Origin of the sequence: Acinetobacter sp. AOR43_HL (genome assembly GCF_027854635.1) — a bacterium.
In the GTDB taxonomy this organism is placed as follows: domain Bacteria; phylum Pseudomonadota; class Gammaproteobacteria; order Pseudomonadales; family Moraxellaceae; genus Acinetobacter; species Acinetobacter pittii.
In genome coordinates this window covers 178,173-204,537 of the sequence record NZ_JAKTHX010000002.1, presented here as the reverse complement: position 1 = coordinate 204,537, position 26,365 = coordinate 178,173, and the positions used below count along the sequence as shown (strand labels likewise).

At 38.8% G+C, this 26,365-nt stretch carries 21 protein-coding genes; 8 read left to right on the top strand and 13 right to left on the bottom strand.

The window, feature by feature from the left end; all coding sequences use genetic code 11:
* Window positions 1-29 precede the first annotated feature (29 nt).
* The 5 genes from MKL33_RS00975 (at window position 30) to MKL33_RS00955 (ending at window position 4,563) form a co-directional block, all read left to right on the top strand.
* On the top strand, window positions 30-518 hold the full coding sequence (locus tag MKL33_RS00975) for an NUDIX hydrolase (RefSeq protein WP_002119006.1): 489 nt from the start codon (window positions 30-32) through the stop codon (window positions 516-518).
* A 4-nt stretch (window positions 519-522) separates the two neighbouring features.
* A complete protein-coding gene (gene mnmA, locus MKL33_RS00970; protein ID WP_005073282.1) occupies window positions 523-1,656 on the top strand; it encodes a tRNA 2-thiouridine(34) synthase MnmA in 1,134 nt (377 codons plus the stop codon).
* 13 nt (window positions 1,657-1,669) lie between these two features.
* On the top strand, window positions 1,670-2,401 hold the full coding sequence (hflD, locus tag MKL33_RS00965) for a high frequency lysogenization protein HflD (protein WP_002118587.1): 732 nt from the start codon (window positions 1,670-1,672) through the stop codon (window positions 2,399-2,401).
* A gap of 55 nt (window positions 2,402-2,456) precedes the next feature.
* Window positions 2,457-3,845: an adenylosuccinate lyase gene (gene purB, locus MKL33_RS00960; protein WP_270906301.1), complete on the top strand. Its 1,389-nt coding sequence runs from the start codon at window positions 2,457-2,459 to the stop codon at window positions 3,843-3,845.
* Window positions 3,846-3,924: 79 nt separating this feature from the next.
* The gene (locus tag MKL33_RS00955; RefSeq protein ID WP_270906300.1) at window positions 3,925-4,563 is read left to right on the top strand and encodes a DUF2238 domain-containing protein; all 639 of its coding nucleotides are present in this window, start codon (window positions 3,925-3,927) and stop codon (window positions 4,561-4,563) included.
* 39 nt (window positions 4,564-4,602) lie between these two features.
* Here the strand turns inward: MKL33_RS00955 and blp2 are convergent, their stop codons facing one another.
* From blp2 to MKL33_RS00915, 8 genes are all read right to left on the bottom strand, one after another.
* Window positions 4,603-6,792, bottom strand: a complete 2,190-nt coding sequence (gene blp2, locus MKL33_RS00950) for an Ig-like repeat protein Blp2 (RefSeq protein WP_270906299.1) — start codon at window positions 6,790-6,792, stop codon at window positions 4,603-4,605.
* A 253-nt stretch (window positions 6,793-7,045) separates the two neighbouring features.
* Window positions 7,046-8,008: a protease SohB gene (gene sohB, locus MKL33_RS00945; protein ID WP_005067965.1), complete on the bottom strand. Its 963-nt coding sequence runs from the start codon at window positions 8,006-8,008 to the stop codon at window positions 7,046-7,048.
* Window positions 8,009-8,156: 148 nt separating this feature from the next.
* The gene (gene pstB / locus MKL33_RS00940; RefSeq protein ID WP_005067963.1) at window positions 8,157-9,059 is read right to left on the bottom strand and encodes a phosphate ABC transporter ATP-binding protein PstB; all 903 of its coding nucleotides are present in this window, start codon (window positions 9,057-9,059) and stop codon (window positions 8,157-8,159) included.
* A 13-nt stretch (window positions 9,060-9,072) separates the two neighbouring features.
* Window positions 9,073-10,470, bottom strand: a complete 1,398-nt coding sequence (gene pstA, locus MKL33_RS00935; protein ID WP_005073268.1) for a phosphate ABC transporter permease PstA — start codon at window positions 10,468-10,470, stop codon at window positions 9,073-9,075.
* Entirely contained in the window at window positions 10,467-11,846 is a 1,380-nt protein-coding gene (gene pstC, locus MKL33_RS00930; RefSeq protein ID WP_002119004.1) for a phosphate ABC transporter permease subunit PstC, read from the bottom strand. Before pstC ends, pstA begins: the two co-directional genes overlap by 4 nt.
* A 99-nt stretch (window positions 11,847-11,945) precedes the next feature.
* Entirely contained in the window at window positions 11,946-12,977 is a 1,032-nt protein-coding gene (locus MKL33_RS00925) for a substrate-binding domain-containing protein (RefSeq protein WP_002118975.1), read from the bottom strand.
* Between the two features lie 477 nt (window positions 12,978-13,454).
* On the bottom strand, window positions 13,455-14,834 hold the full coding sequence (locus MKL33_RS00920) for an amino acid permease (protein WP_014207315.1): 1,380 nt from the start codon (window positions 14,832-14,834) through the stop codon (window positions 13,455-13,457).
* 141 nt (window positions 14,835-14,975) lie between these two features.
* A complete protein-coding gene (locus MKL33_RS00915; protein WP_233733067.1) occupies window positions 14,976-16,697 on the bottom strand; it encodes an alpha-keto acid decarboxylase family protein in 1,722 nt (573 codons plus the stop codon).
* 134 nt (window positions 16,698-16,831) lie between these two features.
* Here MKL33_RS00915 and MKL33_RS00910 point away from each other — a divergent pair, with 134 nt between their 5' ends.
* A complete protein-coding gene (locus MKL33_RS00910) occupies window positions 16,832-17,317 on the top strand; it encodes an Lrp/AsnC family transcriptional regulator (protein ID WP_004700117.1) in 486 nt (161 codons plus the stop codon).
* 73 nt (window positions 17,318-17,390) lie between these two features.
* Here MKL33_RS00910 and MKL33_RS00905 read toward each other — a convergent pair whose 3' ends face one another.
* From MKL33_RS00905 to MKL33_RS00895, 3 genes are all read right to left on the bottom strand, one after another.
* The gene (locus tag MKL33_RS00905; protein WP_078225184.1) at window positions 17,391-18,821 is read right to left on the bottom strand and encodes an aldehyde dehydrogenase family protein; all 1,431 of its coding nucleotides are present in this window, start codon (window positions 18,819-18,821) and stop codon (window positions 17,391-17,393) included.
* Between the two features lie 286 nt (window positions 18,822-19,107).
* The gene (locus MKL33_RS00900; RefSeq protein WP_017399290.1) at window positions 19,108-20,640 is read right to left on the bottom strand and encodes a pyridoxal phosphate-dependent decarboxylase family protein; all 1,533 of its coding nucleotides are present in this window, start codon (window positions 20,638-20,640) and stop codon (window positions 19,108-19,110) included.
* Between the two features lie 2 nt (window positions 20,641-20,642).
* Window positions 20,643-22,016: a diaminobutyrate--2-oxoglutarate transaminase gene (locus MKL33_RS00895; protein ID WP_002118718.1), complete on the bottom strand. Its 1,374-nt coding sequence runs from the start codon at window positions 22,014-22,016 to the stop codon at window positions 20,643-20,645.
* Window positions 22,017-22,483: 467 nt separating this feature from the next.
* Between MKL33_RS00895 and MKL33_RS00890 the strand changes: the two genes are divergently transcribed.
* On the top strand, window positions 22,484-23,185 hold the full coding sequence (locus MKL33_RS00890; protein ID WP_014207320.1) for an SIMPL domain-containing protein: 702 nt from the start codon (window positions 22,484-22,486) through the stop codon (window positions 23,183-23,185).
* 48 nt (window positions 23,186-23,233) lie between these two features.
* Here MKL33_RS00890 and MKL33_RS00885 read toward each other — a convergent pair whose 3' ends face one another.
* Window positions 23,234-24,328 carry a fatty acid desaturase family protein gene (locus MKL33_RS00885; RefSeq protein WP_002118415.1) on the bottom strand — a complete coding sequence of 365 codons (1,095 nt, stop codon included), beginning with the start codon at window positions 24,326-24,328 and terminating at the stop codon, window positions 23,234-23,236.
* A 12-nt stretch (window positions 24,329-24,340) separates the two neighbouring features.
* Window positions 24,341-25,411, bottom strand: coding sequence for a ferredoxin reductase (locus tag MKL33_RS00880; protein ID WP_270906298.1), 1,071 nt, complete (start codon window positions 25,409-25,411; stop codon window positions 24,341-24,343).
* Window positions 25,412-25,551: 140 nt separating this feature from the next.
* Between MKL33_RS00880 and fabR the strand changes: the two genes are divergently transcribed.
* Window positions 25,552-26,247 carry an HTH-type transcriptional repressor FabR gene (fabR, locus tag MKL33_RS00875; RefSeq protein ID WP_002118668.1) on the top strand — a complete coding sequence of 232 codons (696 nt, stop codon included), beginning with the start codon at window positions 25,552-25,554 and terminating at the stop codon, window positions 26,245-26,247.
* Window positions 26,248-26,365 lie beyond the last annotated feature (118 nt).

Below are 26,365 nucleotides of genomic sequence, written 5' to 3'. Positions count from 1 at the left end.
ATACGTCTTTTAAATCATGGTGCTTTTTTATGGCCGCGTGGACTCCTCATGTCACTGTTGCTACAGTCGTAGAAAAAGACGGACGCTATCTGTTTGTAGAAGAACATAGCGAAGGTTTTGTACACACAGTATTTAACCAACCTGCTGGTCATGTGGAATGTGGTGAGTCATTAACAGAAGCTGCCATTCGAGAAACACTTGAAGAAACAGGCCATCATGTTGAAATTGATGCCTTGCTTGGTATTTATACTTATACCCCACCAATGTTTCCCGATCGCACCTATTACCGTTTCTGTTTTCTAGCGCATGTAACTCAGGTTGAAATTGATCCTCAACTCGACACAGGTATTATCGCTGCTGTGTGGATGACACCCGATGAACTTAAAGAATCTGCCCGTGCCCGCAGCCCTCTTGTGCTAAAAGCAGTTGAAGATGCTATGAAAGGCCACCATTATCCTTTATCGCTTATTTATGAGCACCCCTTCTCTCCCTCATTAACTTCTCATTTGGATGCCTAGTCCTATGCAACAACGTGTCATCGTCGGTATGTCTGGTGGTGTAGACTCTTCTGTTTCTGCAGCACTTTTACTTCAACAGGGTTATCAAGTTGAAGGTCTTTTCATGAAGAACTGGGAGGAAGACGACGGCACGGAATACTGTACGGCAATGGAAGACTTAGCCGATGCCCAAGCAGTAGCTGATAAAATCGGTATTAAGCTGCATACAGCAAACTTTGCGATGGAATATTGGGATCGAGTGTTTGAACTTTTCCTAGCTGAATATGCTGCTGGTCGCACGCCAAACCCCGATATTTTATGTAATAAAGAAATTAAATTCCGTGCATTTTTAGATCATGCCATGACTTTAGGTGCAGACTTTATTGCGACTGGCCATTACGCACGCCGTGGTGAAACTGCATATAACTCTAAAGGCGAAGCATACGCACCATTATTACGTGGTGTAGATAACAATAAAGACCAAACCTATTTCTTACATGCAGTTCATGGTAGAGAAATTAATAAAACCTTATTCCCAGTAGGTGAAATCGAAAAACCTGAAGTTCGCAGAATTGCTGAAGAACTTGATCTTGCTACAGCCAAGAAAAAGGACTCAACAGGAATCTGTTTTATTGGGGAACGTCGTTTTAATGACTTCCTTAAACAATATTTACCCGCTCAGCCTGGGAAAATTGTACTTGATACAGGTAAAGAAGTTGGTGAACATCACGGTCTGATGTACTATACGCTCGGTCAACGTGGTGGAATTGGTCTAGGTGGTTTGAAAGGTGCAGCTGAAGGTGCATGGTTCGTACTACATAAAGATCTTGCCAATAATCGCCTCGTTGTTGGTCAGGGACATGAACACCCACTCATGCAAAGTACTCAACTGTGGAGTGAGTCAATTGACTGGGTAGCTGGTGAACAGAATATTCCAGTTGAAGGATTACGCTGTACAGCTAAAACGCGTTATCGCCAACCTGATCAGGCATGTACAATTTTTATTGATGAAAACACTGAACACGGTGTTCGCGTTGAGTTCGATGAACCGCAGCGTGCTGTTACACCGGGTCAAAGCGTTGTATTTTATTCAGATGAAGTTTGCTTAGGCGGGGGTGTCATTCACCATACAAATGCCCCTACACCAAATTTTATTTAAGGGAATGAATGGCATGGTGGAGTTACCATTTCAACAATCACAAGCCTTGAATGTTCGCCAAAACCGTGCCCTTGCCTTGGCTGGGGTATTTCAGGCCACCCAGCTCACCCATATGACAGCCATGACGGGTCAGCAAAGTATTGGTGAAAGTGGTAACTTCTATTTTGAACTATTAATCAAAGCAAGTTTAAATATTCGCCCTACAGCCAACAATGGTGTTCAAACCTTAGATTTTTTTAATCAGTTGGCAGATATCTCTTTAGGGCTTAAAACACTCGAAAATTGTATTACTCAACCTTTTTCAAACATGCCTAAGTCTCGCCTTCCAAAAATGGGCACGGCCAAACTGCCAATGTCCTACGCGATGTCGCTCTTACAGCTAGAAAAAAAGGTTTATAGTAACCCTGAATATGTCGCAATCATTGAAAAAGCTCAGCAGAAAATTTTAAAACAGCTGTCTTTTTTTGATAATAACTACTTACACCCGAGCATTTTAGCTAATTTGGCGCAAACTTATGTTGATACGGCTGGCCAGATTAACCCACGCATTTTAGTTCGTGGTAATGCAGAAGCATTTAAAGATACCAATCATACTAACCGCATCCGTGCTTGTCTGTTTACTGGCTTGCAAATGGCCCATTTATGGCGACAACTCGGCGGTAGTTCGTGGAACATGATTTTTAGCAAACGTAAATTGCTACAGGATATTCAAGCACTTGCTCGTTTACAGTACCAAGTCGTTTAAGACTATAAACGAGATTTTTTTAGTTTTATGTTTATTCCAACATTAAGGAATCGTTATGAACGCTTTAACCGCACTATCACCATTAGATGGGCGTTATGCCAGCAAATGTGATGCGCTACGCCCTTTTCTTTCTGAGTTTGGTTTAATCCATGCTCGTGTCACTGTAGAAGTGCGTTGGTTACAAGCACTTTCTAACCGTCCGGAAATTGTTGAAGTTGCACCTTTTTCAAACGAAACAAATGCAGCTTTAGATGCAATTGTTAGCAACTTCTCTGAAGAAGATGCAAATCGTATTAAAGAGATTGAACGTACGACTAACCATGACGTTAAAGCAGTTGAGTATTTCTTAAAAGAGAAAATTGCTGGTATCGCTGAATTACAAAATGCGGGTGAATTCATTCACTTTGCATGTACTTCTGAAGACATCAACAACTTGTCTCACGCGCTTATGCTTAAAAACGGTCGTGAAGTTTTAGTATCAAGCATGAAGCAAATCCTTAATGCGATCTCTGCTTTGGCAACGACTCACGCTGAACAACCAATGTTGTCTCGTACACACGGTCAAACTGCTAGCCCAACAACTTTGGGTAAAGAAATGGCGAACGTGGCATACCGTTTAGCTCGTCAAATCAAACAATTTGAAAACGTTGAGTTACTTGGCAAAATCAATGGTGCTGTAGGTAACTACAATGCTCACCTTTCTGCTTATCCAGATGTTGATTGGGCTGCTCACGCACAAGCTTTTGTTGAATCTTTAGGTTTAACATTCAACCCTTATACAACTCAAATCGAACCACATGACTACATGGCAGAGTTGTTTGATGCGTTACGTCGTTTCAATACGATTTTAATCGACTTTAACCGCGACGTATGGGGTTACATCTCTTTAGGTTATTTCAAACAAAAATTGAAAGAAGGCGAAGTTGGTTCGTCAACAATGCCACACAAAGTTAACCCAATTGACTTTGAAAACTCTGAAGGTAACTTAGGTATTGCAAATGCAGTATTGGCTCACTTAGGTGAAAAATTACCAATTTCTCGCTGGCAGCGTGACTTAACTGACTCAACTGTATTACGTAATATGGGTGTTGGTTTTGCACAAAGCTTAATTGCTTTCGATGCGTGCTTAAAAGGTGTTGGTAAACTTGAGTTAAATGCAAACCGTTTAAATGAAGATTTAGACCAAGCTCAAGAAGTTTTAGCTGAACCAATTCAAACTGTAATGCGTCGCTACAACATTGAAAAACCATACGAAAAATTAAAAGCATTAACTCGTGGTCAAGCAATGACGCGTGACATGATGGTTAATTTCGTAAATGGTGAAGAGCTTTCTCAAGTACCAAGCAAAGAACGTGCGCGCTTAGCTGAACTTACTCCTGCAACTTACACAGGTAATGCAGCTGAACAAGCGAAACAAATTAACGATTTAATTAGCAAAATCTAATTAAAAAGTTTACAAAAAGCGGAGCTTAGGCTTCGCTTTTTTATTACACTCATATAAATCACAATAAAGACTTCATAAAATGATCGAAAAACAATTCAAACTTAAACACTATATTGCTCTTGGCTTGCTTTTGATTGCGATTGTCATTTCAGCTATTCAGCCTCTTGAATTTGAAGCCTATTTACTTCATCAAGCGGGCACAGTGTTTATGTTGATTTTGCTCTTTGTTATTTTTAAGAAGATTGGACTCGATTTTTTAAGTTTTACTTTCTATCTGCTGTTTTTGCTCATCCATATTGTTGGCGCACATTACCTGTATTCATACGTTCCATACAATGATTGGATACAACAGGTATTCAATTTTGATTTAGATCAATACATGGGTTGGTCCCGTAATATGTATGATCGTTTGGTTCATCTTGCCTATGGTATTTTTCTCTACCCTCTTACTTATCGCGTGTTTCAAGTGTGGTTACCATCAGTAAAGCCATTCAGTCTTTTTTTATTAGTAGTTCAATTTGTAATGGCATCAAGTGTTTTATATGAACTTATTGAATGGGCAATTGCTATTGGATTATCTCCCGAAGAAGCCGAAAATTATAATGGGCAACAAGGCGATATGTGGGATGCCCATAAAGATATGCTGTTAGCAACTATTGGGGCAATTTTCTATGGACTTCTTGCACTGATACTTCCATCTAAAACAAATAACTCATAAATAAAAAAGCGCTCAATGAGCGCTTTTTTTAAGATCACTTTAGACAACAGGATAGGTTTGTTCTAAAAGGCTTTGTAAAACCGAAGAAGTCGTATCAGGTAAAACATGCTCAAGATTGCCTGTGATATTACTAGCGTTCGTAGTTACATCACTTTGATCATTTACTTGCGTAGGCTTTACTGCTGCTGAAGACAAAAGAGTTTCAATTGGGTCTGGTTCACTAGACGTAGAGCTTTTTAACAAATCATCTAATAGTACAGATTTCTGCTGCTGGCTATCCGTTTCATTTGTTGTGCTTTGTACTAACTTTAATGTATTTAACCCAACGCTATCAGCAACAGACACAGTTTCTGTATGAGCAGTATCAACAGCTACCTCACTTAAACTGGCAGCCTTTGGAGCGACCACATAAAACGTAAATGGTGAACTCACTTCACTTGTAAGGCCTGCTGCATCTGTTTGAGTTAAAGTAATAGTATGTTTACCAATTGCTAAGTCTTTATCGAGTGTAAAGCTCCATGATCGACTACTACTTACATTTACAATCCCAATAGCAACACCATTATCATAAATGGTTAAAGTTGCATTTGCCTCACCTGAACCTGTGAGCTTTGGTCTTGCATCGTCAGTTTCTGAACCAGCAGTAATCGCACCTTTTAGAGTACCAACATCATCATCCACACTGTTTAAAACAGGTTTTGCAGGTGGTGTTGTGTCCTTAGTACCAATAATATCAAGAACCTCAGATTTATTTCCTGCACTATCAATAGCCGCAACTGAAGCATGTTTGTTATCAGTTAAAGCAGGCGAAATCGTAATTGTAAATTTTCCATTTGCATCTGCCGTTCCCGTACCAATGACCTTACCTGTCGTATCTTTAATTTCAACTTTTGCATTTGCTTCGGTTGTACCTGTTACGGTTGTTCCATCAGCATTAATTTGAGCAACAGGTTTATCAGGTGCAATAGAGTCATAACTTGGAGAAACTTCTAAAGGTTTAGAGGTATTACCTGCTGCATCTTCAACAACAACTGTTGCCTTTTGTGACTCTTTTAATGCTGGAGAAAGCGTAATTTGAAATTCGCCTTGAGCGTTTGCGGTACCCGTACCAATTACTTTACCATCAGCATCTTTTATCTGAACTTTTGCATTAGGCTCAGTTTGTCCTTCAACCGTGGTACCTTCTTTATTGACTTCAACTAAAGGAACATCTGGAGCGAAAGTATCCTTTCCGGCAATAATTTTAGTTGGTTCAGATTTATTACCCGCTGCATCTTCAGCTATAACTTTTCCACCCGCGTCACTCGTCAATGGAGGAGTAAGTTTTAAAGAAAAAATACCATCTTTATTCGCAGTTACAGTGCCTAGTACATTACCACTAGCATCATAAACAGTGATTTTTGCATTTGCTTCAGTTTTACCAGTTACCAATGAGCCATCATCACTCAGCTGAGTTTGGGGAGCATCTGGAGCAATTGTATCTTTACTACCAGTCACAACACCTGGTTTAGAAATATTACCAGCAGCATCCTCAGCTAAAACATTTAATTTATTCCCATTTGCTAAAGGCTTATCGAGTTTAATTGTAAAATTTCCACTTGCATCTGCAACTCCCGTTGCGACCGTATTACCAGCAGCATCTTTAATATAAATTTTTGCATTTGCTTCTGCTTTACCAGTAACCGTAACGGTATCATCCGCAACAGTAGCAGTCGGTGCAGCAGGAGCTAAGATATCTACAGGTCCTGAAGAATCATCTTTGTCATCATTATCAAAAGCCCAAAGATATAAGCCTTCAGCAGCTAAAACCGCCAAACCTGCTTTTAGCACGTTACCCATCGAAAAAGTTGGGGAATCATCAACCGCCATTGTTGAGGCTGGTTGGCTCGTGCTGGTATAGGCTAAATCTGTGACATGGTTTAAACCTGTATAGTCGATTACCTTACCCTGAGCATCAAATTGTGCTTCAATAAATTTTCCATGTTCAGTCGGAAGAACAAGTGAATGTTCTGTTGTATTCGTTGCTTCATTAAAGAAATTTTCTAAGACAATAGTCTCTCCATTTTTTAAATGGACGACTAGATTTCCACCTTGTTTTTCCACCGACGCTATATCTTTTTGACTTACGCCAATTTGAATAATAGAAGGTTTACTTAACACGACCTTATTGAGCTGACCATCTTGCAGAACGTCCAAACCCTCTTTGGATGCTACAATTATTCTTGTCATTATTTCCTGTCCTAAATTTCAGTTATATTTTTAAATGTCTAACTTTTTAAATATTTCATTTAAAAGCTATTTTATTGCTGTTTAAAATATCAAAACCATGTGTTTATCACAATTCAAAAATTATATTTATCAATATTTATTTTTTACTTTCCATTAAAAATCTAAGCGTATTTAATAAGACAATTTTGAATATTAACTTTATAAAAAAACCAGCATTTAAGCTGGTCTTTTATAACATTTGAATTAGATAAAATTATAGTTTTGGATCACGTACTTGTACAAGCGTCGTGTTCGCTTTTGCTAGGCTTTCCATTACTTTGCCGATTACAGTAGGAATCAAACTATCTGCCATTTGCGCTGCTTGTAAACCCAGCTTTTCACCTAAGGTCGCTTTCTTACGTGTATTAATCACATACACATCATGTTGCGGTAATAAAGCTAATAAATACTCATCAGAGGTTTGTAATTTATCAACAAGGTTCAGATCTAGGGCATCTTCACCATACCAATGCTCACCTGTCGCCACCTTATCAACATTAAGCTGTGGGCGATACTTTTCTACAAAGTGCTTAAATAAGACATGAGTTTGTTGCAGTTCTTCTTCGAACTTCGCTTTACCTTCAGGCGTATTTTCACCAAACATAGTTACAGTACGCTTATACTGCCCTGCTGTGTAAAGCTCAAAATCCACATTGTGTTCTTTTAAAAGACGATTAAAGTTTGGAACTTGAGCAACCACGCCAATTGAACCCACAATAGCAAACGGTGCTGCAATAATTTCATTTGCAATACATGCCATCATATAGCCACCACTTGCAGCAACTTTATCAACACAAATTGTTAAATGAAAACCTGCATCGCGTAAACGCACCAACTGAGCTGCTGCTAGACCATAACCATGCACCATACCACCTGGGCTTTCAAGACGAACTACAATACGATCACGTCCTGCTTTAGCAGTTGCTAAAATCAGGGTAATTTCTTCACGCAAGTTTTCAACTGCCGAAGCTTGAATATCACCTTTGAAATCTAAAACAAAAATTTTCTGATTATTTTTACGGCGAATTTTAGCTTCTTTAGCAAGTTGTTGAGCTAATTGTAAAAGTTCTAAACGGCTTGCCGTAGTTTGCGCAATTTTTTTTCTCTGTTCATTGACACGTGCATTTAAATGGCTGACACGTATTTCCGCAGGGAGTTTAGGCAAATGGAATAACATAAAATTCTAAGCTCATAAGTTTATCTTTATAGCCTTAAGATGTGGTCCTTTTGATTAAAATTCAATAGCGATTTTGAAAAATAGAGTCATTTTCATTTATAAAATAAAAAAAAGAGCACATGGCTCTTTTTCTTTTATTGTTTATTAATCAACCGAAGCGACCAGTAATATACGCTTCCGTTAACTGATGGTCAGGTTGAGTAAAGACTTTTTCAGTTGAGTTGACTTCAATTAAATCACCTAAATGGAAATAAGCAGTACGATCAGAAACACGTGCCGCTTGTTGCATTGAGTGAGTCACAATCACAATTGTGTATTGATTCGACAATTCAGAAATAAGTTCTTCTACTTTTGCTGTTGCAATTGGATCGAGTGCCGAACACGGCTCATCCATTAAAATCACTTCAGGACTAACAGCAATGGTACGTGCAATACATAAACGTTGTTGCTGACCACCTGATAAACCTGTACCTGGCTGGTTCAAACGGTCTTTAACCTCATCCCACAAACCAGCTTTACGTAAGCTATTTTCAACAATTTCTTCAAGGTCATATTTATCACGCGCTAAACCGTGAAGTTTAGGCCCATAAGCCACGTTGTCAAAAATAGATTTAGGGAATGGGTTTGGCTTTTGGAACACCATACCAACCTGAGCACGCAATAATACAACGTCTAGATTTGGGTCATAAATATTGTGGTTATCGAGGGTAATTTTACCTGTTACGCGGCAACCATCAATCGTATCGTTCATACGGTTTAACGTACGAAGAAACGTTGATTTACCACAACCTGAAGGACCAATAAATGCGATCACTTCATTTTGGTAAATATCTAGGTCAATACCTTTGATAGCTTCAAAATCACCATAGTAAACATGGGCATCTTGTGCACTAATTTTGATTTCGTTTGAGTTCTGCTTTTTTGAAGTATGTGGTTCAAAATGCGAAACATACGAAGTGCCATGATTCAGCGATTTATCTGTAAATTGAGATTGTTCAGTATTCACTAACTTATCCTTTTCTAAGGAATTCGTAATATCAATAGTATTCATGATTTATCCTCTATTACCAACGCACTTCGAACTTTTTACGTAACCAAATTGCAAGACTGTTTAAACCAATCATTAATGCAAGCAGTACGATAATCGCAGCAGCAGTACGGCCTTCGAAGAAGTTACGCAACTCATTACCCTGCCATAAGTAGACCTGTACAGGTAAAGCAGTTGCTTGATCAAATGGAGTTGCTGGAATACTTGCAACGAATGCACTCATTCCAATTAAAAGTAAAGGTGCGGTTTCACCAAGCGCATGTGCAACACCAATAATTGCACCTGTCATAATGCCCGGTAATGCCAACGGTAAAACGTGATGGAAAATCGTTTGGAACTTAGAAGCTCCCAAACCAAGTGCCGCTTGTCGAATAGAAGGTGGCACTGCTTTTAATGAAGCGCGCGTGGTAATGATGACCGTTGGTAGTGTCATTAAGCTTAAAACCAAACCACCCACCAGCGGAGCTGATAAAGGCAAATGCATCCAACCAATGAAAATTGCAGCACCAAGTAAACCAAATACGATAGAAGGAACAGCAGCAAGGTTATTAATATTTACTTCAATAATGTCGGTCAGAACATTTTTTGGAGCAAACTCTTCAAGATAGATTGCGCTGGCAACACCAATTGGGATCGCAATGATGATCACAATCAGCATCATGAATAATGAACCCATGAATGCACCTGCAAGACCACTAATTGCTGGAGAACTACGAGAGTCAGGATTCTTAAATAAGTTCAAGTTAAATGTACTTTCAAGAACACCTTTCGCCTTTAATTCATCTGCGAGCTTACGCACTTCTGGATCGAGTTGTTGCTGATCATCTGGTAATGAACGATCAATATTACCTTTTAACCAAACATCGACATTCGCATCACCTAAGAAGGTAATATTTTCTTTTTTACCAATAAGTGATGGATCTGCAAAAACCATATCACGTAGACGATAAGCTTCCGAGCTTGCATATAAGCTACTCAAGTAGTCACGTTGTGATGCAAGTGCAGGATCTTTAGCAATCATTCCATTTACAATGATGCCATCCCAATCGACCATACCCATTTTAGTTTGCCAATCAACATAACGTTCTTGGTAATGTGCAGGTGTTTCACCTTGAGTACGTACAGGTACTGGCCCTGCATCAATCACTTTAGGGTCAAAGTAAATTGGAACATTCATACTGGTTTGCCAAAAAGCAGGTAAACCTTTTGCCAAAATACTACCGAACAAGAGAGCAACGAATGCAAGACCAATAATGACTGCCGAGAAACCCGCAAAACGGAAAGCTTTTTCTTTACGATGACGTTTAGCCAAAGATTTTTCAATAACCTGTTTACGTCGTTCACGTGTTTCGGCAGCAGTTTTCGGATCAAATACGTTCTGATCCATAGGAGACGATGTATTTGATGTACTCATTCGTATTGCTCACGGTATTTACGCACAATGTACAGTGCTACAATATTTAATCCCAAGGTAATAACAAATAGTGTTAAACCTAGCGCGAATGCAACCAATGCTTGTGGACTTGAGAAGTCTGTATCTCCAGTCAACTGTTTTACAATAGTTACTGTCACTGTCGAAACAGCTTCAAATGGATTTGCGTGTAAAAGTGGACTGTTCCCTGCTGCTAAAACCACAATCATGGTTTCCCCAACAGCGCGAGAGACTGCCAATAAGAAAGCGCCTGTAATCCCCGGTAAAGCTGCTGGTAATACAACTTGACGAATTGTCTCAGACTTAGTCGCACCAAGTCCTAAAGAACCGTCACGTAGTGCACGCGGGACTTGAGTAATAATGTCATCAGACAAAGATGACACAAACGGGATAATCATAATTCCCATTACAAAGCCAGCAGTTAAAGCACTCGTCGCATTAATCTCTAAACCAACATATGCACCCGCTGCTTTAAAGAATGGTCCAATAATCATCATGGCAAATACACCATAAACAATTGTTGGAATACCAGCTAAGACTTCAATTGTTGGTTTTGCCCATGAGCGGAACCATGGTGAAGCATATTCAGCTAAATAAATTGCGATCATTAATCCAACTGGTACAGCAACGAGTAGAGCGATACCACTGACCATGAGCGTACCCCATAGCAATGGTAATAAACCATAACTGCCTTCAGCATTACCAGAAGTACTAAAGCCCGGATTCCATTCTGTACCAAAGAAAAAGTCCATTGGACTGACAAAACGGAAGAAGTGCATTGCTTCGCCAAACATCGACATTACGATACCGATGGTTGTCAAAATCGCAACACCAGAACATAAAATCAAACCAACATTAATGGCACGTTCAACTTGGTTACGAGCACGATATTGTTGGCTGATTTTTTTCTTTGCCCAAACCAACCCCAATAAAGCAGCACAAATTACAACAGCAAATTTGGCAAAAGAGCCAATGGTTTGAAATTTTGCAAACTGTTGAGCAGCAGCTAATTCGTAGGCTGCCGGTTTATCGCTCACCCCAAAACCTGAAGCAATTGATTGAACACGATCAACCAATACACTTCTACCCGCTTCATCAAGAGAAGCACTTACAGACGCCGGAATATTATTAAAAATAATATGATTTAAAATACTTGGTTCAACCAAGTTCCAAATGATCAAAATTAAAAAAGCAGGGATACCGCACCAAAGACCAACCAGTGCGCCATAATAACCAGGACGAGAATGTAACGTCGCCGAGTTGCTTCCCTTACCTGCTATGTTACGGCTCTTTCTCAGCCCAAGTTGATATGCAATTGCCACGAGGGCTAACAACACACCGATAAGTAGCAGATTCATGTACTCTCCACTGTTTTCTCAATTGTCATAATTTGGAAAAACAAGTTAGACAAAAAGGCTGATGAACTCTTAAGATCACCAGCCTTCATTCAAACTAACTTATTTAACAGTTTTACCTGCTTTAAAGTCAGCCAAAACTTTTGCACGTTCAGCATCAGACATCGCGATTAAACCATCACGTTCAGCTTTAGAACCTTTACCAGTTGCTTTCTTGCTTACAAAATATTCTACATATTGCGGTAAGCCTTTAACTGATTTTAAGTGTTCGCCTTTCACGTAGAAGTACAATGGGCGAGATACAGGGTATGTACCATTCAATACTGTCTTCTCAGATGGAACAACGTTGTTTACTGTTGCTACACGTAACTTGTCACGGTTCATGTCATAGAAACTTAAACCAAACACGCCTACAGCACTTGGAGAAGTTTTTAAGCGCGCTAACGTTTCTGTATAGTCGCCAGCGATTTCAATTACACGGCCATCTTTACGGAAAGTAGAACATGCTTTCTTCTGAGCATCTTTATCTAAGCTCTTGAAGTATTCATATGCTTCACAACCAGCTTCAACCATTTTCTCTTGGAAAACTTCACGAGTACCGTGGTTAGATGCAGGGATTACAAGCGTAATCGGTTCATTTGGAAGTGTTTTATCAATTTGATTCCAGTTTGTATATGGGTTTGGAACCAATTTACCTTTTGAAGGTAACTGTGCAGCTAAAGCAGCAAACACATGGTAAGGTTTTAATTTATAAGCTGCTTTGTGTGAGTTAGACGCGAATACAATACCGTCATAACCGATTTTGATTTCTTGAATTTGTTTTACACCAGCTTTGTTACAAGCTTCGATTTCAGTGCTTTTAATTTTACGAGAAGCGTTAGCAACGTCGATCGTGTTATCGCCAACACCTTGACAGAATTGTTTCAAACCAGCAGAAGAACCGCCAGAACCAACTACAGGAGTTTTAAATTGAGGGAAAGTATTACCAAACTCTTCAGCTACAACGCTGGCAAACGGTAATACAGTTGAAGAACCAGCAATTTGAATCGTATCACGAGCTGCATTTGCAGTCGTTGTTACAGCTGCCCCAGTTACTGCTAACGCAATTGCGATTTGACGTGGATTTAAGCGCATTCTGTTCTCTCTCATTAATGCAATAGGTTGTACGTCACTTTTTGTTGAGTGCTTGTACGCTCTTCGATAGCTGCATTGTGAATAGAAAATATGACAATTAAGTTACAGTATGATGACGCTTTGATGATTTCGATATTGTTAACTGTCACATTAATATTTTTTATGTACTATCAATTAGTTATTTTAAATATAGAGATTATTTTATCCTCTCTATCAATCTATATTATGAAATTAACTAAAAATATTAAATTTTTATTTTTTATAAAATATAAAAACAAAAGGTATTATAAATATATTAAAAAACGGTAATTTAGTGATTTATTAATTTTATTATTTAAATATTTTCTGTCATTAAAATTATTATTAAAAATTTCTAGAAAAAAACAATTTCTTTGTAACATGAAAATAATATGACAAGAGATAAAGGGTTACCAACCTTAAGGCTGATAACCGCAATATCATTGTCAATTTAAAGGATCAATTCGATTGTACTTCTGGCAGAACAACCATTTTTTTACGATATTTTAAGAAGTACATCACAGCTAAAACAGCAAGCCAGATTGGTCCTAAAATAACTGCCAATCTCATATCTGGAGTCATTGCCATAATAATAAGAATAAAGCATACAAAGCTAATGGTTAAATAATTACTCCAAGGACTCATAATGCTTTGGAACTTAGTTTGGCGTCTTTGCAATTTCATTGCTTTAGTAAACTTCAAATGCGTCACTGAAATCATGAGCCAGTTAATGACAAGTGCAGCCACCACAAGCATCATGAAGAGCTGAAAAGCTTGACCAGGAATCAGATAATTCACGACCACACATATTGCTGTAATAGATGCAGAAACAACTGCTGCTGGAACTGGAATACCGCGACTGTTTACTTTTTTCAAAATTGCAGGAGCATTACCCTGCTCTGCCAAACCATGCAACATACGGCTATTACAATAGATACAGCTGTTATAAACTGAAATAGCAGCAATCAAGACCACAAAGTTCAGAACGTTCGCAACACCGTTACTATTGAGTGACTGGAAAATCATAACAAATGGACTGCCGCCTTCTGCCACCATGTTCCATGGATAAAGACATAAAAGGATACCGATTGCACCGATATAAAAAATTAAAATACGGTACACAATCTGATTTACTGCTTTAGGAATAGTCGTTTCAGGTTTCTTCGTTTCAGCTGCAGCAATACCAATTAATTCCAAGCCGCCAAATGCAAACATAATGACAGCTAAAGCCATGACAAAACCGTGAATCCCGTGCGGGAAGAAACCACCGTGTTGCCATAAATTTGCAACACCCGCTTGCGGACCTGCTGAGCCTGAAAGTAAAAGATAAGCACCGAAACCAATCATGCTTAAAATGGCAACAATTTTAATGCAGGAAAATAAGAACTCGGATTCCCCAAAAAAGCGAACATTTACCAAGTTAATGCCGTTAATTAAAATAAAGAAAAATAAAGCAGTCAGCCATGTCGGAATTTCAGGCCACCAAAACTGTATAAACGTCCCAATCGCACTCAATTCAGCCATGCTGACGAGTACATATAATACCCAATAGTTCCAGCCAGACATAAAACCCGCCATTTTGCCCCAATACTTGTTCGCAAAATAACTAAAAGAACCACTGACCGGCTCTTCAACCACCATTTCACCTAAATGGCGCATAATTAAAAAGGCAATAATTCCTGCAATTGCATATCCTAATAAAATTGAAGGGCCAGCCAATTTAATTGTTTGTGAAAGACCTAAGAATAATCCTGTACCAATCGCCCCTCCGAGTGCGATGAGTTGAATATGCCGATTGGATAAGCCTTGTTTTAACTCGTGCTTATTGTTTGCATCCATAACATTATCTCCAATGTTGGTGTCACTTCCTGTACACCTTTATTCAGCACCACATCCGAAGATCAGGAACCGATCTTCGGATATAAGTTTGCTGTAATGTGAGTCCATTTAATTTTTGAGAAGACTTGTCCTGTCTTCTATTTAAAAAGAGATTGCATCCTTACATTTAATCGGTTGGGAACGCTCCTTTAAAATTTCGTAGCCGCGATCACCGTAATCAAAACGAGCAATCACAGAAGCAAATTTTTTCAAACTTACCGGCGCATCCATTGCTGGTAGTTTTAATTCAATGAAAGTTAACTGATCATTTTGCTGAACATTATCTAGAACGCTCTTAAGCTGGCCAGCGGTTTCAACCACATAAGTTGTATGGCCTTTTTTACCGTTAAATACCGCAGGAATTTCAGTGTATTTCCAGTTTTGCACGTCGTTATAGGCCGCGTTTTCACCCATAATTAAGCGCTCAATGGTATAGCCGCCATTGTTCAGCAAGAAAATGATTGGTTTTAAACCATGACGGATAATTGTAGAAAGCTCTTGTACCGTAAGCTGGAAAGAACCATCACCAATAAATAGAATTTGACGACGCTCAGGAGCAGCCAACAAACTACCAAGCAAAGCCGGTAAGGTATAACCAATAGAACCCCAAAGCGGCTGAGCAATATATTTAGCTGTGGCAGGAAGTTTGATACCTGACAAAGCAGAGTTTGATGTTCCTACTTCACCAATAATCACATCATCTTCTTTTAAAAACCCTGAAATGTAGTTCCAAAGCACATCTTGGCTTAACTTTTGTTGAGCTGGAGCTTCAATTACTTTCTGAGGTTGTTTTTCAAGAAGAGGTGTTGTTGATTTACGTGGAGCAACTTTTTTATTTAACTCGACAAGTAATTGTCCAATTTCAATACCCGGAAAATCCTGACCAAAAATATTTAGACCATAAGATTTAATTTCGATGTAGTTCTTGGTCTCAATTTGATGAGTAAATACAGCTGAGCCTACATCGGTAAAGCGTGCGCCAATACCGATTAAGCAGTCGGATTGTTCAATGATATTTTTCACATGCGGTTGGCTTGCCCCACCCACATAAGTGCCAATGTAGCGAGGTGAACCTTCATCCATAATATTTTTTGCAGTATTCATACCTGCAAATGGGATTGAGCATTTTTGAGATAAATCATTTAAAAGTGAAGTTACACCAAAAACTGAAGCTTCATTATCTATTAAAAGCGCTGGACTTTGAGCATTCTCAATAATGTCACAGAGTTTGCTTACCACACTCTGCAATAATTCAGGTTCAACAGCTGGGTAGCTTAAGTCAAGCGGACGTTCAGATACTTCAATCTTAACGTGAGTAATATCGCCTGGTAGTTGAATGTGCACAGGACGGCGTTCCAGGAAACACTGACGTAATACACGGTCAATTTCAAAAGCTGCATTTGCAGGAGTTAAACGTGTTTGGGCAACTGTGAACTCTTTCATACAGTTCATAATATTGTCGTAGTTACCATCGACAAGCGTATGATGTATTAGTGTGCCCTTTTGAACCGCATGTAACGGTGGAATTCCTGAGATATGAATAAGAGGTACATTTTCTGCATAGGCGCCTGCAATACCATTAATTGCACTTAAATCACCTACACCATAAGTGGTTGCCAAGGCAGAAAAACCGTTAATTCGTGCATAACCATCAGCTGCATAGGCAGCATTTAATTCATTACAATTTCCAATAAATTCGAGTTGTGGGTCTGCTTCAACTTGTTCTAGATATGAGAGGTTAAAATCACCAGGTACACCAAAAAGATGTTGGATACCCATTTGTTTTAAACGAAGATTTAAAAAGTCACCGATTTCTATGAACATTGCTCTATATCCTTTGAGACCAATTTTTATTCCATAGAAAAATAATATTTCATCTATCTTTTATATTTCGTGCATAATGGAAACGCATTTTAATAAAAATACATGATTTGTGTATCATAAAAGGATTTTATGCAATGGATAAGTTCGACTGGCAAATCATTCAGGCACTACAAAAGAATGGGCGGCTCACTAATCAAGAAATAGGAGATTTAATTGGTTTATCTGCTTCGCAATGTTCACGACGACGTCAATTACTCGAGCAAAAAGGCATAATTCTAGGCTACACTGCACGCATCCAGCAGCAGGCGCTAGGACTGGAAGTTACAGCAATGATTCATATTAATTTAAGGACACACGAGGCAAAATCACAGCAGGCTTTTCAAGAGCTCATTGAAGCTGAAGACAACATTCAGGATGCATTCTCAATTAGTGGTGATGCAGATTTTATTTTAAAAGTCGTTGCTGAAAACTTAGAACAGCTTTCTCAATTTGTGACCGAAAGATTGCTTTCTTATAATTTTATTGGCCATATAAAGTCTTACATTGTTCTTAAAAAAATTAAAGAACAGAATCATTTTTTAATCAAACCTAAAAGTATGAGCTATCATCACTCCCAATAAGTAAACTAAGCATTTCACTCTTAAAAAAGTGAAAATAAAAAGGCGGATAATAGATCCGCCTTAAAGTTAATATTTAGACTTTACTAATATGGACTGTTTGCCCAATTGTATTTTCAAGCAAACCTTCCAAGCCAAATTCAGCACCTAGGCCAGACATTTTCCAGCCGCCAAAAGGCGCATGAGGAAGAACTTCTGCATGGGTATTAATCCAAACAGTACCACATTGAAGCTGACTAGCGTAAGTCTGTGCTGCTTTAATATCTGACGACCAGATTGAACCACCCAAACCAAACTCACTGTCATTGGCACGAGCAATTGCATCGTTGATATCGGTATATTTTAAAACAGGTAATACAGGGCCAAACTGTTCTTCTTGCACCACGCGGCAAGAATCAGAAACTTCAGTCAATATAGTTGGTGCAATAAAGTAGCCCTGCTCTGGTAGCTGCTGTTGCCCAGAAAGTGCTTTTGCTCCTTGAGAAATGGCATCGGCAATAAGTGCTTTCACTTTGTTATATTGCATTTTGTTTTGTACTGGACCAAATGTTGTAGAAGATGCCATACCATCACCCACAACTTGAGCGTTGGCAATATCAGCTAACTTTTGAGATAAAGCTTCATACTGGCTTTCATGAACGTATAAGCGCTTTAAGGCTGCACATGTTTGACCGGCATTCAAGAACGCCATATTAAAAATCTTAGGTGCAATTTCATCGATATTTGCATCTGGTAATACAATACCAGCATCATTACCACCCAACTCTAAAGTTAAGTGTTTTAGCTGCTGAGCTGCACCGGCCATAATGTGCTGGCCTGTTCGAGTTGAACCCGTAAATACAACTTTTTGTACATCTGGATGAGAAGATAATGCTTCGCCAATCTCACCAGCACCAACCACAATCGAAATTACACCAGCAGGAACTTCTTGCTGAATGATTTCACATAAACGCAAAGTTGATAGTGGTGTGTATTCAGAAGGTTTGCTAATGACCACGTTACCCGCACGCAATGCAGGCATGATGTGCCAAACTGCAATCATCAGTGGCCAGTTCCATGGTGTAATTGAAGCCACTACACCTAATGGTTGGCGATGGCGCTCAATACGCTTGGTTTCACTGTCTTCAATTACTTCTACAGGTAAATCCATCGCAGCCGCATAGCGAGTCCAGCCAATTGCGCCCTGCACTTCCATTTGAGCAAGTGCGAGTGGCTTACCTTGTTCAAGCACAACCAACTCTGCGAGCATTTCAGCGTGCTTTTCAATGCCATCGGCAATCTTGTTCAAGATTAACTTACGCTCTTCGTGTGAAACTTGTTGCCAAGCTTTAGATGCTTGTTTAGCAGCACTCACTGCCTGATTTACTTGCGCAACCGATGCTTTTGCACAACGTGCAGCAGTTAAGCCAGTAGCAGGGTTAAGAATTTCTAGTTCACCTTGTTCACCTGAACAAAGTTGACCGCCAATAATGAGTTTAAATTCATTGAGCATATTCGCTTGTTGCATTTCTTCTTCCTTGTCTTAATTGTAATTACAGCCACTTACTTTTTTCAGTTAAAGCGGGATTATTTAAAGTAAGTACGATATTGATATATCAATGTGACCAAAAATATTGGGGACATACCAATACAATAAGAAATTTGCTCCCCATAAATCATGCATAATTATTTTTGTTTTTTGAAAATATGCATGATTTGTGCATGTATTCTTTTCTTCATACACAATCCAAATAAAAACAATCTGCCATAAAAAAGCCCGGTAATAAACCGAGCTTTTTTTGTTATCAACTCAATTAGTCGATTGGTGGTACATAGTTACCAGAAGCAATTGCATCTTTAATGCGGTCAGCTTCAGCCAATACTTGACCTAAAAGGTTTTTAACGTTTTCGAATGTCACAACAGGGCTTAATGTTGTCATTTTCAATGACTGTACATTACCCACTTTTGTTACACCGATATTTGCTTCACCACGTGCAAACAATTCGTCCGCTACGTTTTGGTTCAAGCTATCGATAAACTCAGCTGGGTAGCCTTGTGGAACAACACGGAATAATACCGAAGCAAACTGAGGCTCAACTAAAAGTTCTAAACCATCAGTTGCCTTGATGTAATCTGCAACTTCACGAGTAAGTTTTACACCATGGTCAATCATTGAACCATAAAGGTCTTCACCTAGTGATTCAATTGTCATCCACAATTTCAATGCATCAAAACGACGAGTCGTTTGTAATGACTTAGACACAAGGTTTGGTACACCGTGCTCTTCGTCATAAGCAGAGTTCAAGTATTCAGCTTCGTAGTGCATGAAACGATAGTTCGCTTCATCTTTCAACAAGAACGCGCCACAGCTAATGCTTTGGAAATAATGCTTATGGAAGTCGAGGGTAATCGAGTCAGACAACTCAATACCATCAAGCATTGCACGATAGTCATTTGACAGAATTAATGCACCGCCCCATGCCGCATCGATATGCATCCATGAACCATATTTATTGGTAATTTCACGGATTTTCTTCAATGGGTCAATTGCACCGGCATCAGTCGTACCTGCTGTCGCAACGACACAAGCAACAACTTTACCTTCAGACTGAAGATGCGCCATCGTTTTTTCGAGAGCATCTACATCCATTTGTGCATTTTCATTCACAGGAACAGTCACAACTGACTGGAAGCCCATGCCCATCATTGCCATGTTCTTTTGCACAGAGAAATGTGCATTTTCAGAACAAATGACTTTGACGTTTTTCATTGCATCGGCAGGAATACCATCACGCTGTACAGACCATGGATTACCATTTTCGTCTTTCCAGTTTTTCGAGATGCACCAGTCACGAGCAAGCAATACACCCATCAAGTTAGATTGAGTACCGCCAGAAGTGAAAACACCAGCCTGACCAGAACCATAACCTACTTTTTGACGCAACCAATCAATGAGCTGAACTTCCATTAATGAACCTGCCGGGCTTTGATCCCATGAGTCCATAGATTGGTTAGTTGCATTGATTAACACTTCCGCAATCTGGCTCATCACCATGGTTGGGCAGTGTAAATGTGCTAATGAATGTGGATGATGTACTTTCAAGCTTTTATTCAAGAAAAGCTCAATCATACGTTGAAGAGATTCTTGTACACCCATACCTTCTTTTGAAGGTTGGAAAGAAATTGCTGAACGCAATTCTTTAATGCTACCACCAGTGTACATCTTTTCATTTTGCAACCATGCTGAAACGGCTTTTACCGCTTCGCCCATTGCTGACTCATAGTCAGCAATGGATTGTGCATCATTGCAGAGTAACGCTTTACGATGTTCTGCAAAATCCACCATACTTATGCGCCTCGTACTGCAACCAATGCTTCTGCAATTGCTTTCTTAAAGCGAGCAACTACTTCAACACACTCGTCTTGAGTGATGATAAGCGGGCAAAGTAAACGAATTACCGTACCGTTACGACCACCTTTTTCAAGCAATAATTTATTGTTGAAACAAGCAGTTTGAATTGCAGCAGCTAATTGTGAGTCAGCAGGATGCGAACCAATACGATCAGCTGGTTTACGCTCGTCAACGATCTCAACACCGATCATTAAACCGCGACCACGTACGTTACCGATACATGGGAATTCTTGAGCTAATTTTTTAAATTCAGCTTGTAAGAAGTCACCACGCTCTTGCGCATTTTGAGCAAGATTTTGTTCGCTAATCGTTTTTAATACGACAAGACCAGTACCCATAGCAAGTTGGTTACCACGGAAAGTACCCGTGTGACCAGCAGGCTGCCAAGCATCAAATTTACGTTTAATACCTAATACTGCAAGTGGTAAACCACCACCTACTGCTTTAGACATTACAACAACATCAGGTTCAATACCTGCATGTTCAAATGCAAACATTTTGCCTGAACGTGCAAAGCCAGCTTGAACTTCGTCTAAAATTAAAACGATGTTGTGCTTTTCAGTCACTTCACGGATTTTTTGCAACCATTTTACTGGAGCTGTAACTACGCCGCCTTCACCTTGAATCGCTTCAAGAATAACAGCAGCCGGTTTTGTTACACCGCTTTCTACATCTTCAATAAAGTTTTCAAAGTAGTAAGTTAAAGCGTCAACACCAGCTTCACCACCTAAACCAAGTGGGCAGCGGTATTCATGCGGATATGGCATGAATTGTACGCCTGGCATTAAACCGTTAACTGCATTTTTTGCACTTAAGTTACCAGTCATAGCAAGCGCACCATGGGTCATACCATGATAACCGCCTGAGAAACTGATCACTGAGCTACGGCCAGTGTAAGTCTTAGCAAGTTTGATTGCTGCTTCAGTTGCGTCTGCACCTGCAGGACCACAGAACTGCAAGCAATATTCTTCTTTACCACCAGGTAAATATGCTAACAATGCTTCAGTGAATGCATCTTTTAAAGGTGTGGTTAAGTCTAAAGTATGCAATGGCAAACCACTTGCCAATGTATCTTGAATACTTTGAATCACCGCAGGATGATTATGACCTAAAGCCAATGTACCTGCCCCAGCTAAACAATCAAGGTACTGTGTACCTTCAACATCAGTAACCCAGCATCCTTGTGCTTTCGCTATCGCTAACGGTAATTTACGTGGATAGCTACGAACATTTGATTCCATTTGACTTTGGCGAGTCAAATAATATTCGTTAGTAGCATTAGTGGCAGGGTTAACGGAAGTAACGCTCATATCGGATTACCATCTCTGATAGGGGTAGAAAGAAATAAGTCTGGTGACGATTGGTCCTTTGACTCGGTGCTTTATAGAACTAGTAAAGACACTTATTTTATATCTTGTAACTAGGAGCGCGATGATACCTAATTTTACAAGAAAAAAAACGTCTTTTATGTACTTTACTCATCTAATCTTATTGAAAAAATGTATCATCCCAATAGTTATGATGAATTATCATCATACTATGTGACAACCTAAAGAAAATATTCTTTTTTTATATTACTTTGATTTTTTAAGTTACATTGAAACACTTTAATTTTAAGCTTTTAATTTTTAAAGACTTTATATTTACCAAAATTTAAAAAAACCTGATCTGAATATTACAAATACGCCACAAAATCTGCAAAAGTTATGCATAAGTTATGTTTAACATTTCCTAATGAAAAAAATTAAATTTATATTAATTTTTAAAGGAAAAATTTATGCGTACTTTAGCCGTATCCACCCTTCTTTTAGGTTCTCTCCTTAGCCCTTTAGTTTTTGCTCAGGATGATAATGCTTTGAACTACAATATTGTAAATGTACAAGCGGAAGCTTCTCGCCAAGTTTCTAATGATGAAATGCATGCAACTTTATATATTGAAAAAAGTAACAAACAACCAGCCGAGCTTTCAAACCAAATTAATCAACTGATGAATCAGGCACTTAATGTTTCTCGTAAATATCCACAAGTAAAAGTGGAAACTGGTGCTCAAAGCACTTATCCAATTTACGATAACGATAGCAATAAGTTAAAAGAATGGCGTGGCCGCGCTGAAATCCGTCTTGAAAGTAAAGACTTTAAAGCTGCTAGCCAGTTAGTAAACGAATTACAGCAAAACTTCCAAACTCAATCAATTAACTTTACGGTTTCTGATGAACAACGTAAAAAAGTTGAAAATGAGTTAATGGTAGAAGCATCTAAAAACTTCCAACAACGTGCTCAAATGTTGACCCAAGCTTGGAATAAAAACCAATATAGTTTGGTCACTCTAAACCTGAACACGAATAACTATTTCCCACAACCTGTAATGCGTGCCAGCATGGCTAAATTTGCTATGGCCGAAGCTGCACCAGCTCAAGACATGGCAGCTGGTGAGTCTAAAATTACTGTGAATGCAAACGGTTCAATTCAGTTTAAATAATTTGTTTCTCTAAAAAAAAGCCCTGATTAGTTCAGGGCTTTTTTTGACTTATTTTTTAAAAGGTAAAGCGTATTTAAATATACGGCCTACCACTTGTCCAAACTGTTTAGCCAGACTTGCATTGTTATAATTTAGACCATATTTTTTACATACAGCTTCAACTTTTGGAGCCATTTGGCGATAACGACGCGCTGGGATATCAGGGAATAAATGGTGCTCAATCTGATGGCTCAAATGTCCGCTTAAAATATGTAATGCTTCTGAACCTTTCAAGTTAGAAGAACCACGAATCTGGCGCATATACCAGTGACCACGGCTTTCTTCTTGTAAAACAGACTTTGGAAATACTTCCGCATCTTTTGTGAAATGACCACAAAAAATAATCGTAAATGTCCAGATATTACGAAGACCATTTGCAACCAAATTACCAGTGAATACAGGTAAAGCTGCTGGACCTGCAATTAAAGGGAAGAATACATAGTCTTTAAAAAGTTGTTTTCCAATCTTTTTATTAACAGGTTTTAACTCTTCCAAGAATTTTGCCATGCTCTTACGCTTATAAAGGACACGACCAATTTCAAGATTCTGAATAGCTACGCCCCATTGGAACAATAAACAGAATGGGATGCTATAAACAGGTTGAAGTAAGAAACCCGGCTTCCAGCGTTGCTCTGGGAATAAACGAAGTAAACCGTAACCGATGTCATCATCAATACCTTTAATGTTGGTATAGGTGTGATGTTTATAGTTATGAGTTTGGCGCCAGTTATCAGAAGTACCGACAGTATCCCACTCGTAAGTTTGACCATTAAATTTAGGATCGTTCATCCAGTCATATTGACCGTGCATCACGTTATGACCGAGTTCCATGTTTTCCATAATTTTAGAGAAGCCTAACAGACCTGTTCCTAAAATCCATGCTGGTGGGAACCAACCTGCAAACAAACATGCACGACCTAAAAAGCTACTATAACGAATTGCAGCATAAACACGGCGGATATATTTAGCGTCTTTCTCACCCAAATCATCCAATACTTCTTGCTTGATCTGATCGAGCTCTTTTGCAAATGCATCAAGTTCTGCTGGAGTCAAATCTCGATTTTTAGGATTTTTAAAATATTCGACTTTCACTGGCATATTCATAAGAGTTCTCTCTTAAAGATCAATAACTAGATCGGATTTTGCTGAGTTCACACAAATTTTGAGTAATTGGCTTGGTTCAGTGTTTTCACTACCGTTAAGTAAATTACGTGTTGAACCTTGGGATTTATTACAAACACATTTATTACAAATTCCCATACGGCAACCATGAGTTGGTTTAAGACCTTCATGTTCAAGGCTAACCAGAATTGACTGGCTTTTAGGAATTGCAATAACCTTATTAGACTGGGTTAATGTGACATTCACATAACCAATATCATCAGCAGAGCATTCATTTGTTAAGCTAAAGGCCTCTGTTAAAACGGCTGGAGCTTTTTCAAAAAGTTGCTCAACTGTCGCCACAAAGCCAGAAGGTCCACACGCATAAATTGTGCTATTTTCGATATCATCAACTAATGCTAAATGCTCTGTATTTAAACGCTCATCATTTGGGGTTTCTTGTGTATAGAAAACCTGATAATTAAAGTTCGGATATTGCTGCGCAACTTTTTCAAAGTATTCAACAAAAGCTGCATCTGAACGTTGTTTTACCCAATATAAAAGTTGCACCTGAACTTTATCTAACTGCTGGCTTTGTTTAATCGCAGTAATCAAGCTCAACATTGGGGTAATACCACTACCCGCAGCCAACATAATTAAATTCGGTGTTTTGATGTTTTGTTGCATGTCACCATAAGGTTGACCAAGCTCAAAAACATCACCGATTTTGCTTTCAGAAATAAACCAGTTACTCACGATACCATCAGCAACTTTGTTAACTGTTAAACGTAAGTGCTGAGCATCAATTTGCGTCAAACTATAAGTACGTTCATAGCGACGACCGGCAATTTCTACAATTACAGGATGATGCTGGCCTGCAACGCCCATTTTTACTAGGCGGTTGCATTTTAGCGTCAGGCTCACCATATCATGAGCGACAAATTCTTTTTTTACAATTTGAACAAGTCCGTGCTTTACAGACCATAAAGGATTAACTTTTTGTAGCCAGAAATTAGCCATTTCTTTATCAAAGATGGCTTGTGTCAATGAATTGAATAGAGAATTTCTCTTTTCGATTGCTTGCATAACTGAAGGCTCTGTCGCTCTTTTTTAATTATTATACACATGTATATATATTTGTATATACACCCGTACTTTTAATTACAATTTCACAAGTTCAGCTTCTAAGGCTATAATCCTGAGAGTTTACAAATATATTGAACAGCATGACCCAATCTTCACTTTCTCAGAACCTGAATGACACACCTCAACAACAAGATGTCATTGAAATTAAAACAGCTACGCGTTCTGTTGGAAGAAAAGCGACAATTACTAAAGAAGAACTTTTTCAGGCCGCTTTAAACCTCATTGGTCCGCAAAAAAGTATTGCTTCATTAAGCTTACGAGAAGTAGCTCGAGAAGCAGGAATTGCGCCAAATAGTTTCTATCGACATTTTAAAGATATTGATGAATTAGCTATTTCTCTAATTGACCGCGCAGGTATCGTTTTACGTAAAATTATCCGTCAGGCTCGCCTACGCGCTTCCTTGCAAGAAAGTATTATTCGTAGTTCGGTCGATATTTTTCTTCAACAGCTTGATGCCGACGAAGGCAATTTAAGTTTACTGCTCCGTGAAAGTTTTACAGGTTCAGCTTCTTATAAAGCTGCCGTAGACCGTCAACTCAACTTTTTTCAGCAAGAGTTGCAAGAAGATTTAATCCGTCTTGAGCGTTTAAATAACAATCACCTCTACCATCCAGATCTTGTTGCAAAAGCAATTACTCAACTTGTGTTTCACATGGGTGCAAAAGTCATTGATTTACCGATCAATCAACGTGCAGAAGTTGCTGAACAAACCATGATTATGATTCGGATGATTTTAGAAGGTGCACGTCATTTAGATGAAGCAAAAATTCGCTAAAATTATCTAATGAATGGCTTGTTGATGAACAGGCCATTTTTAAATCTAACTCCTCTATTTTCTAATAAAAATATAATTCACCAATTGAAGCTAATAGCTTGCCAGAGTATAAATAATC

Excerpts from the sequence above, each read along its gene's own strand:
- MKL33_RS00900 (WP_017399290.1), bottom strand. The coding sequence starts at position 20,640 with ATGGTGGATTTTGCAGAACATCGTAAAGCGTTACTCTGCAATGATGCA.
- pstB (WP_005067963.1), bottom strand. The coding sequence starts at position 9,059 with ATGAATACTATTGATATTACGAATTCCTTAGAAAAGGATAAGTTAGTG.
- blp2 (WP_270906299.1), bottom strand. The coding sequence starts at position 6,792 with ATGACAAGAATAATTGTAGCATCCAAAGAGGGTTTGGACGTTCTGCAA.
- MKL33_RS00975 (WP_002119006.1), top strand. The coding sequence starts at position 30 with ATGGCCGCGTGGACTCCTCATGTCACTGTTGCTACAGTCGTAGAAAAA.
- MKL33_RS00890 (WP_014207320.1), top strand. The coding sequence starts at position 22,484 with ATGCGTACTTTAGCCGTATCCACCCTTCTTTTAGGTTCTCTCCTTAGC.
- pstA (WP_005073268.1), bottom strand. The coding sequence starts at position 10,470 with ATGAGTACATCAAATACATCGTCTCCTATGGATCAGAACGTATTTGAT.
- purB (WP_270906301.1), top strand. The coding sequence starts at position 2,457 with ATGAACGCTTTAACCGCACTATCACCATTAGATGGGCGTTATGCCAGC.
- mnmA (WP_005073282.1), top strand. The coding sequence starts at position 523 with ATGCAACAACGTGTCATCGTCGGTATGTCTGGTGGTGTAGACTCTTCT.
- MKL33_RS00920 (WP_014207315.1), bottom strand. The coding sequence starts at position 14,834 with ATGGATGCAAACAATAAGCACGAGTTAAAACAAGGCTTATCCAATCGG.
- hflD (WP_002118587.1), top strand. The coding sequence starts at position 1,670 with ATGGTGGAGTTACCATTTCAACAATCACAAGCCTTGAATGTTCGCCAA.
- MKL33_RS00925 (WP_002118975.1), bottom strand. The coding sequence starts at position 12,977 with ATGCGCTTAAATCCACGTCAAATCGCAATTGCGTTAGCAGTAACTGGG.
- MKL33_RS00885 (WP_002118415.1), bottom strand. The coding sequence starts at position 24,328 with ATGAATATGCCAGTGAAAGTCGAATATTTTAAAAATCCTAAAAATCGA.
- MKL33_RS00880 (WP_270906298.1), bottom strand. The coding sequence starts at position 25,411 with ATGCAAGCAATCGAAAAGAGAAATTCTCTATTCAATTCATTGACACAA.
- MKL33_RS00895 (WP_002118718.1), bottom strand. The coding sequence starts at position 22,016 with ATGAGCGTTACTTCCGTTAACCCTGCCACTAATGCTACTAACGAATAT.
- MKL33_RS00955 (WP_270906300.1), top strand. The coding sequence starts at position 3,925 with ATGATCGAAAAACAATTCAAACTTAAACACTATATTGCTCTTGGCTTG.
- pstC (WP_002119004.1), bottom strand. The coding sequence starts at position 11,846 with ATGAATCTGCTACTTATCGGTGTGTTGTTAGCCCTCGTGGCAATTGCA.
- MKL33_RS00915 (WP_233733067.1), bottom strand. The coding sequence starts at position 16,697 with ATGTTCATAGAAATCGGTGACTTTTTAAATCTTCGTTTAAAACAAATG.
- sohB (WP_005067965.1), bottom strand. The coding sequence starts at position 8,008 with ATGTTATTCCATTTGCCTAAACTCCCTGCGGAAATACGTGTCAGCCAT.
- MKL33_RS00905 (WP_078225184.1), bottom strand. The coding sequence starts at position 18,821 with ATGCAACAAGCGAATATGCTCAATGAATTTAAACTCATTATTGGCGGT.
- fabR (WP_002118668.1), top strand. The coding sequence starts at position 25,552 with ATGACCCAATCTTCACTTTCTCAGAACCTGAATGACACACCTCAACAA.
- MKL33_RS00910 (WP_004700117.1), top strand. The coding sequence starts at position 16,832 with ATGGATAAGTTCGACTGGCAAATCATTCAGGCACTACAAAAGAATGGG.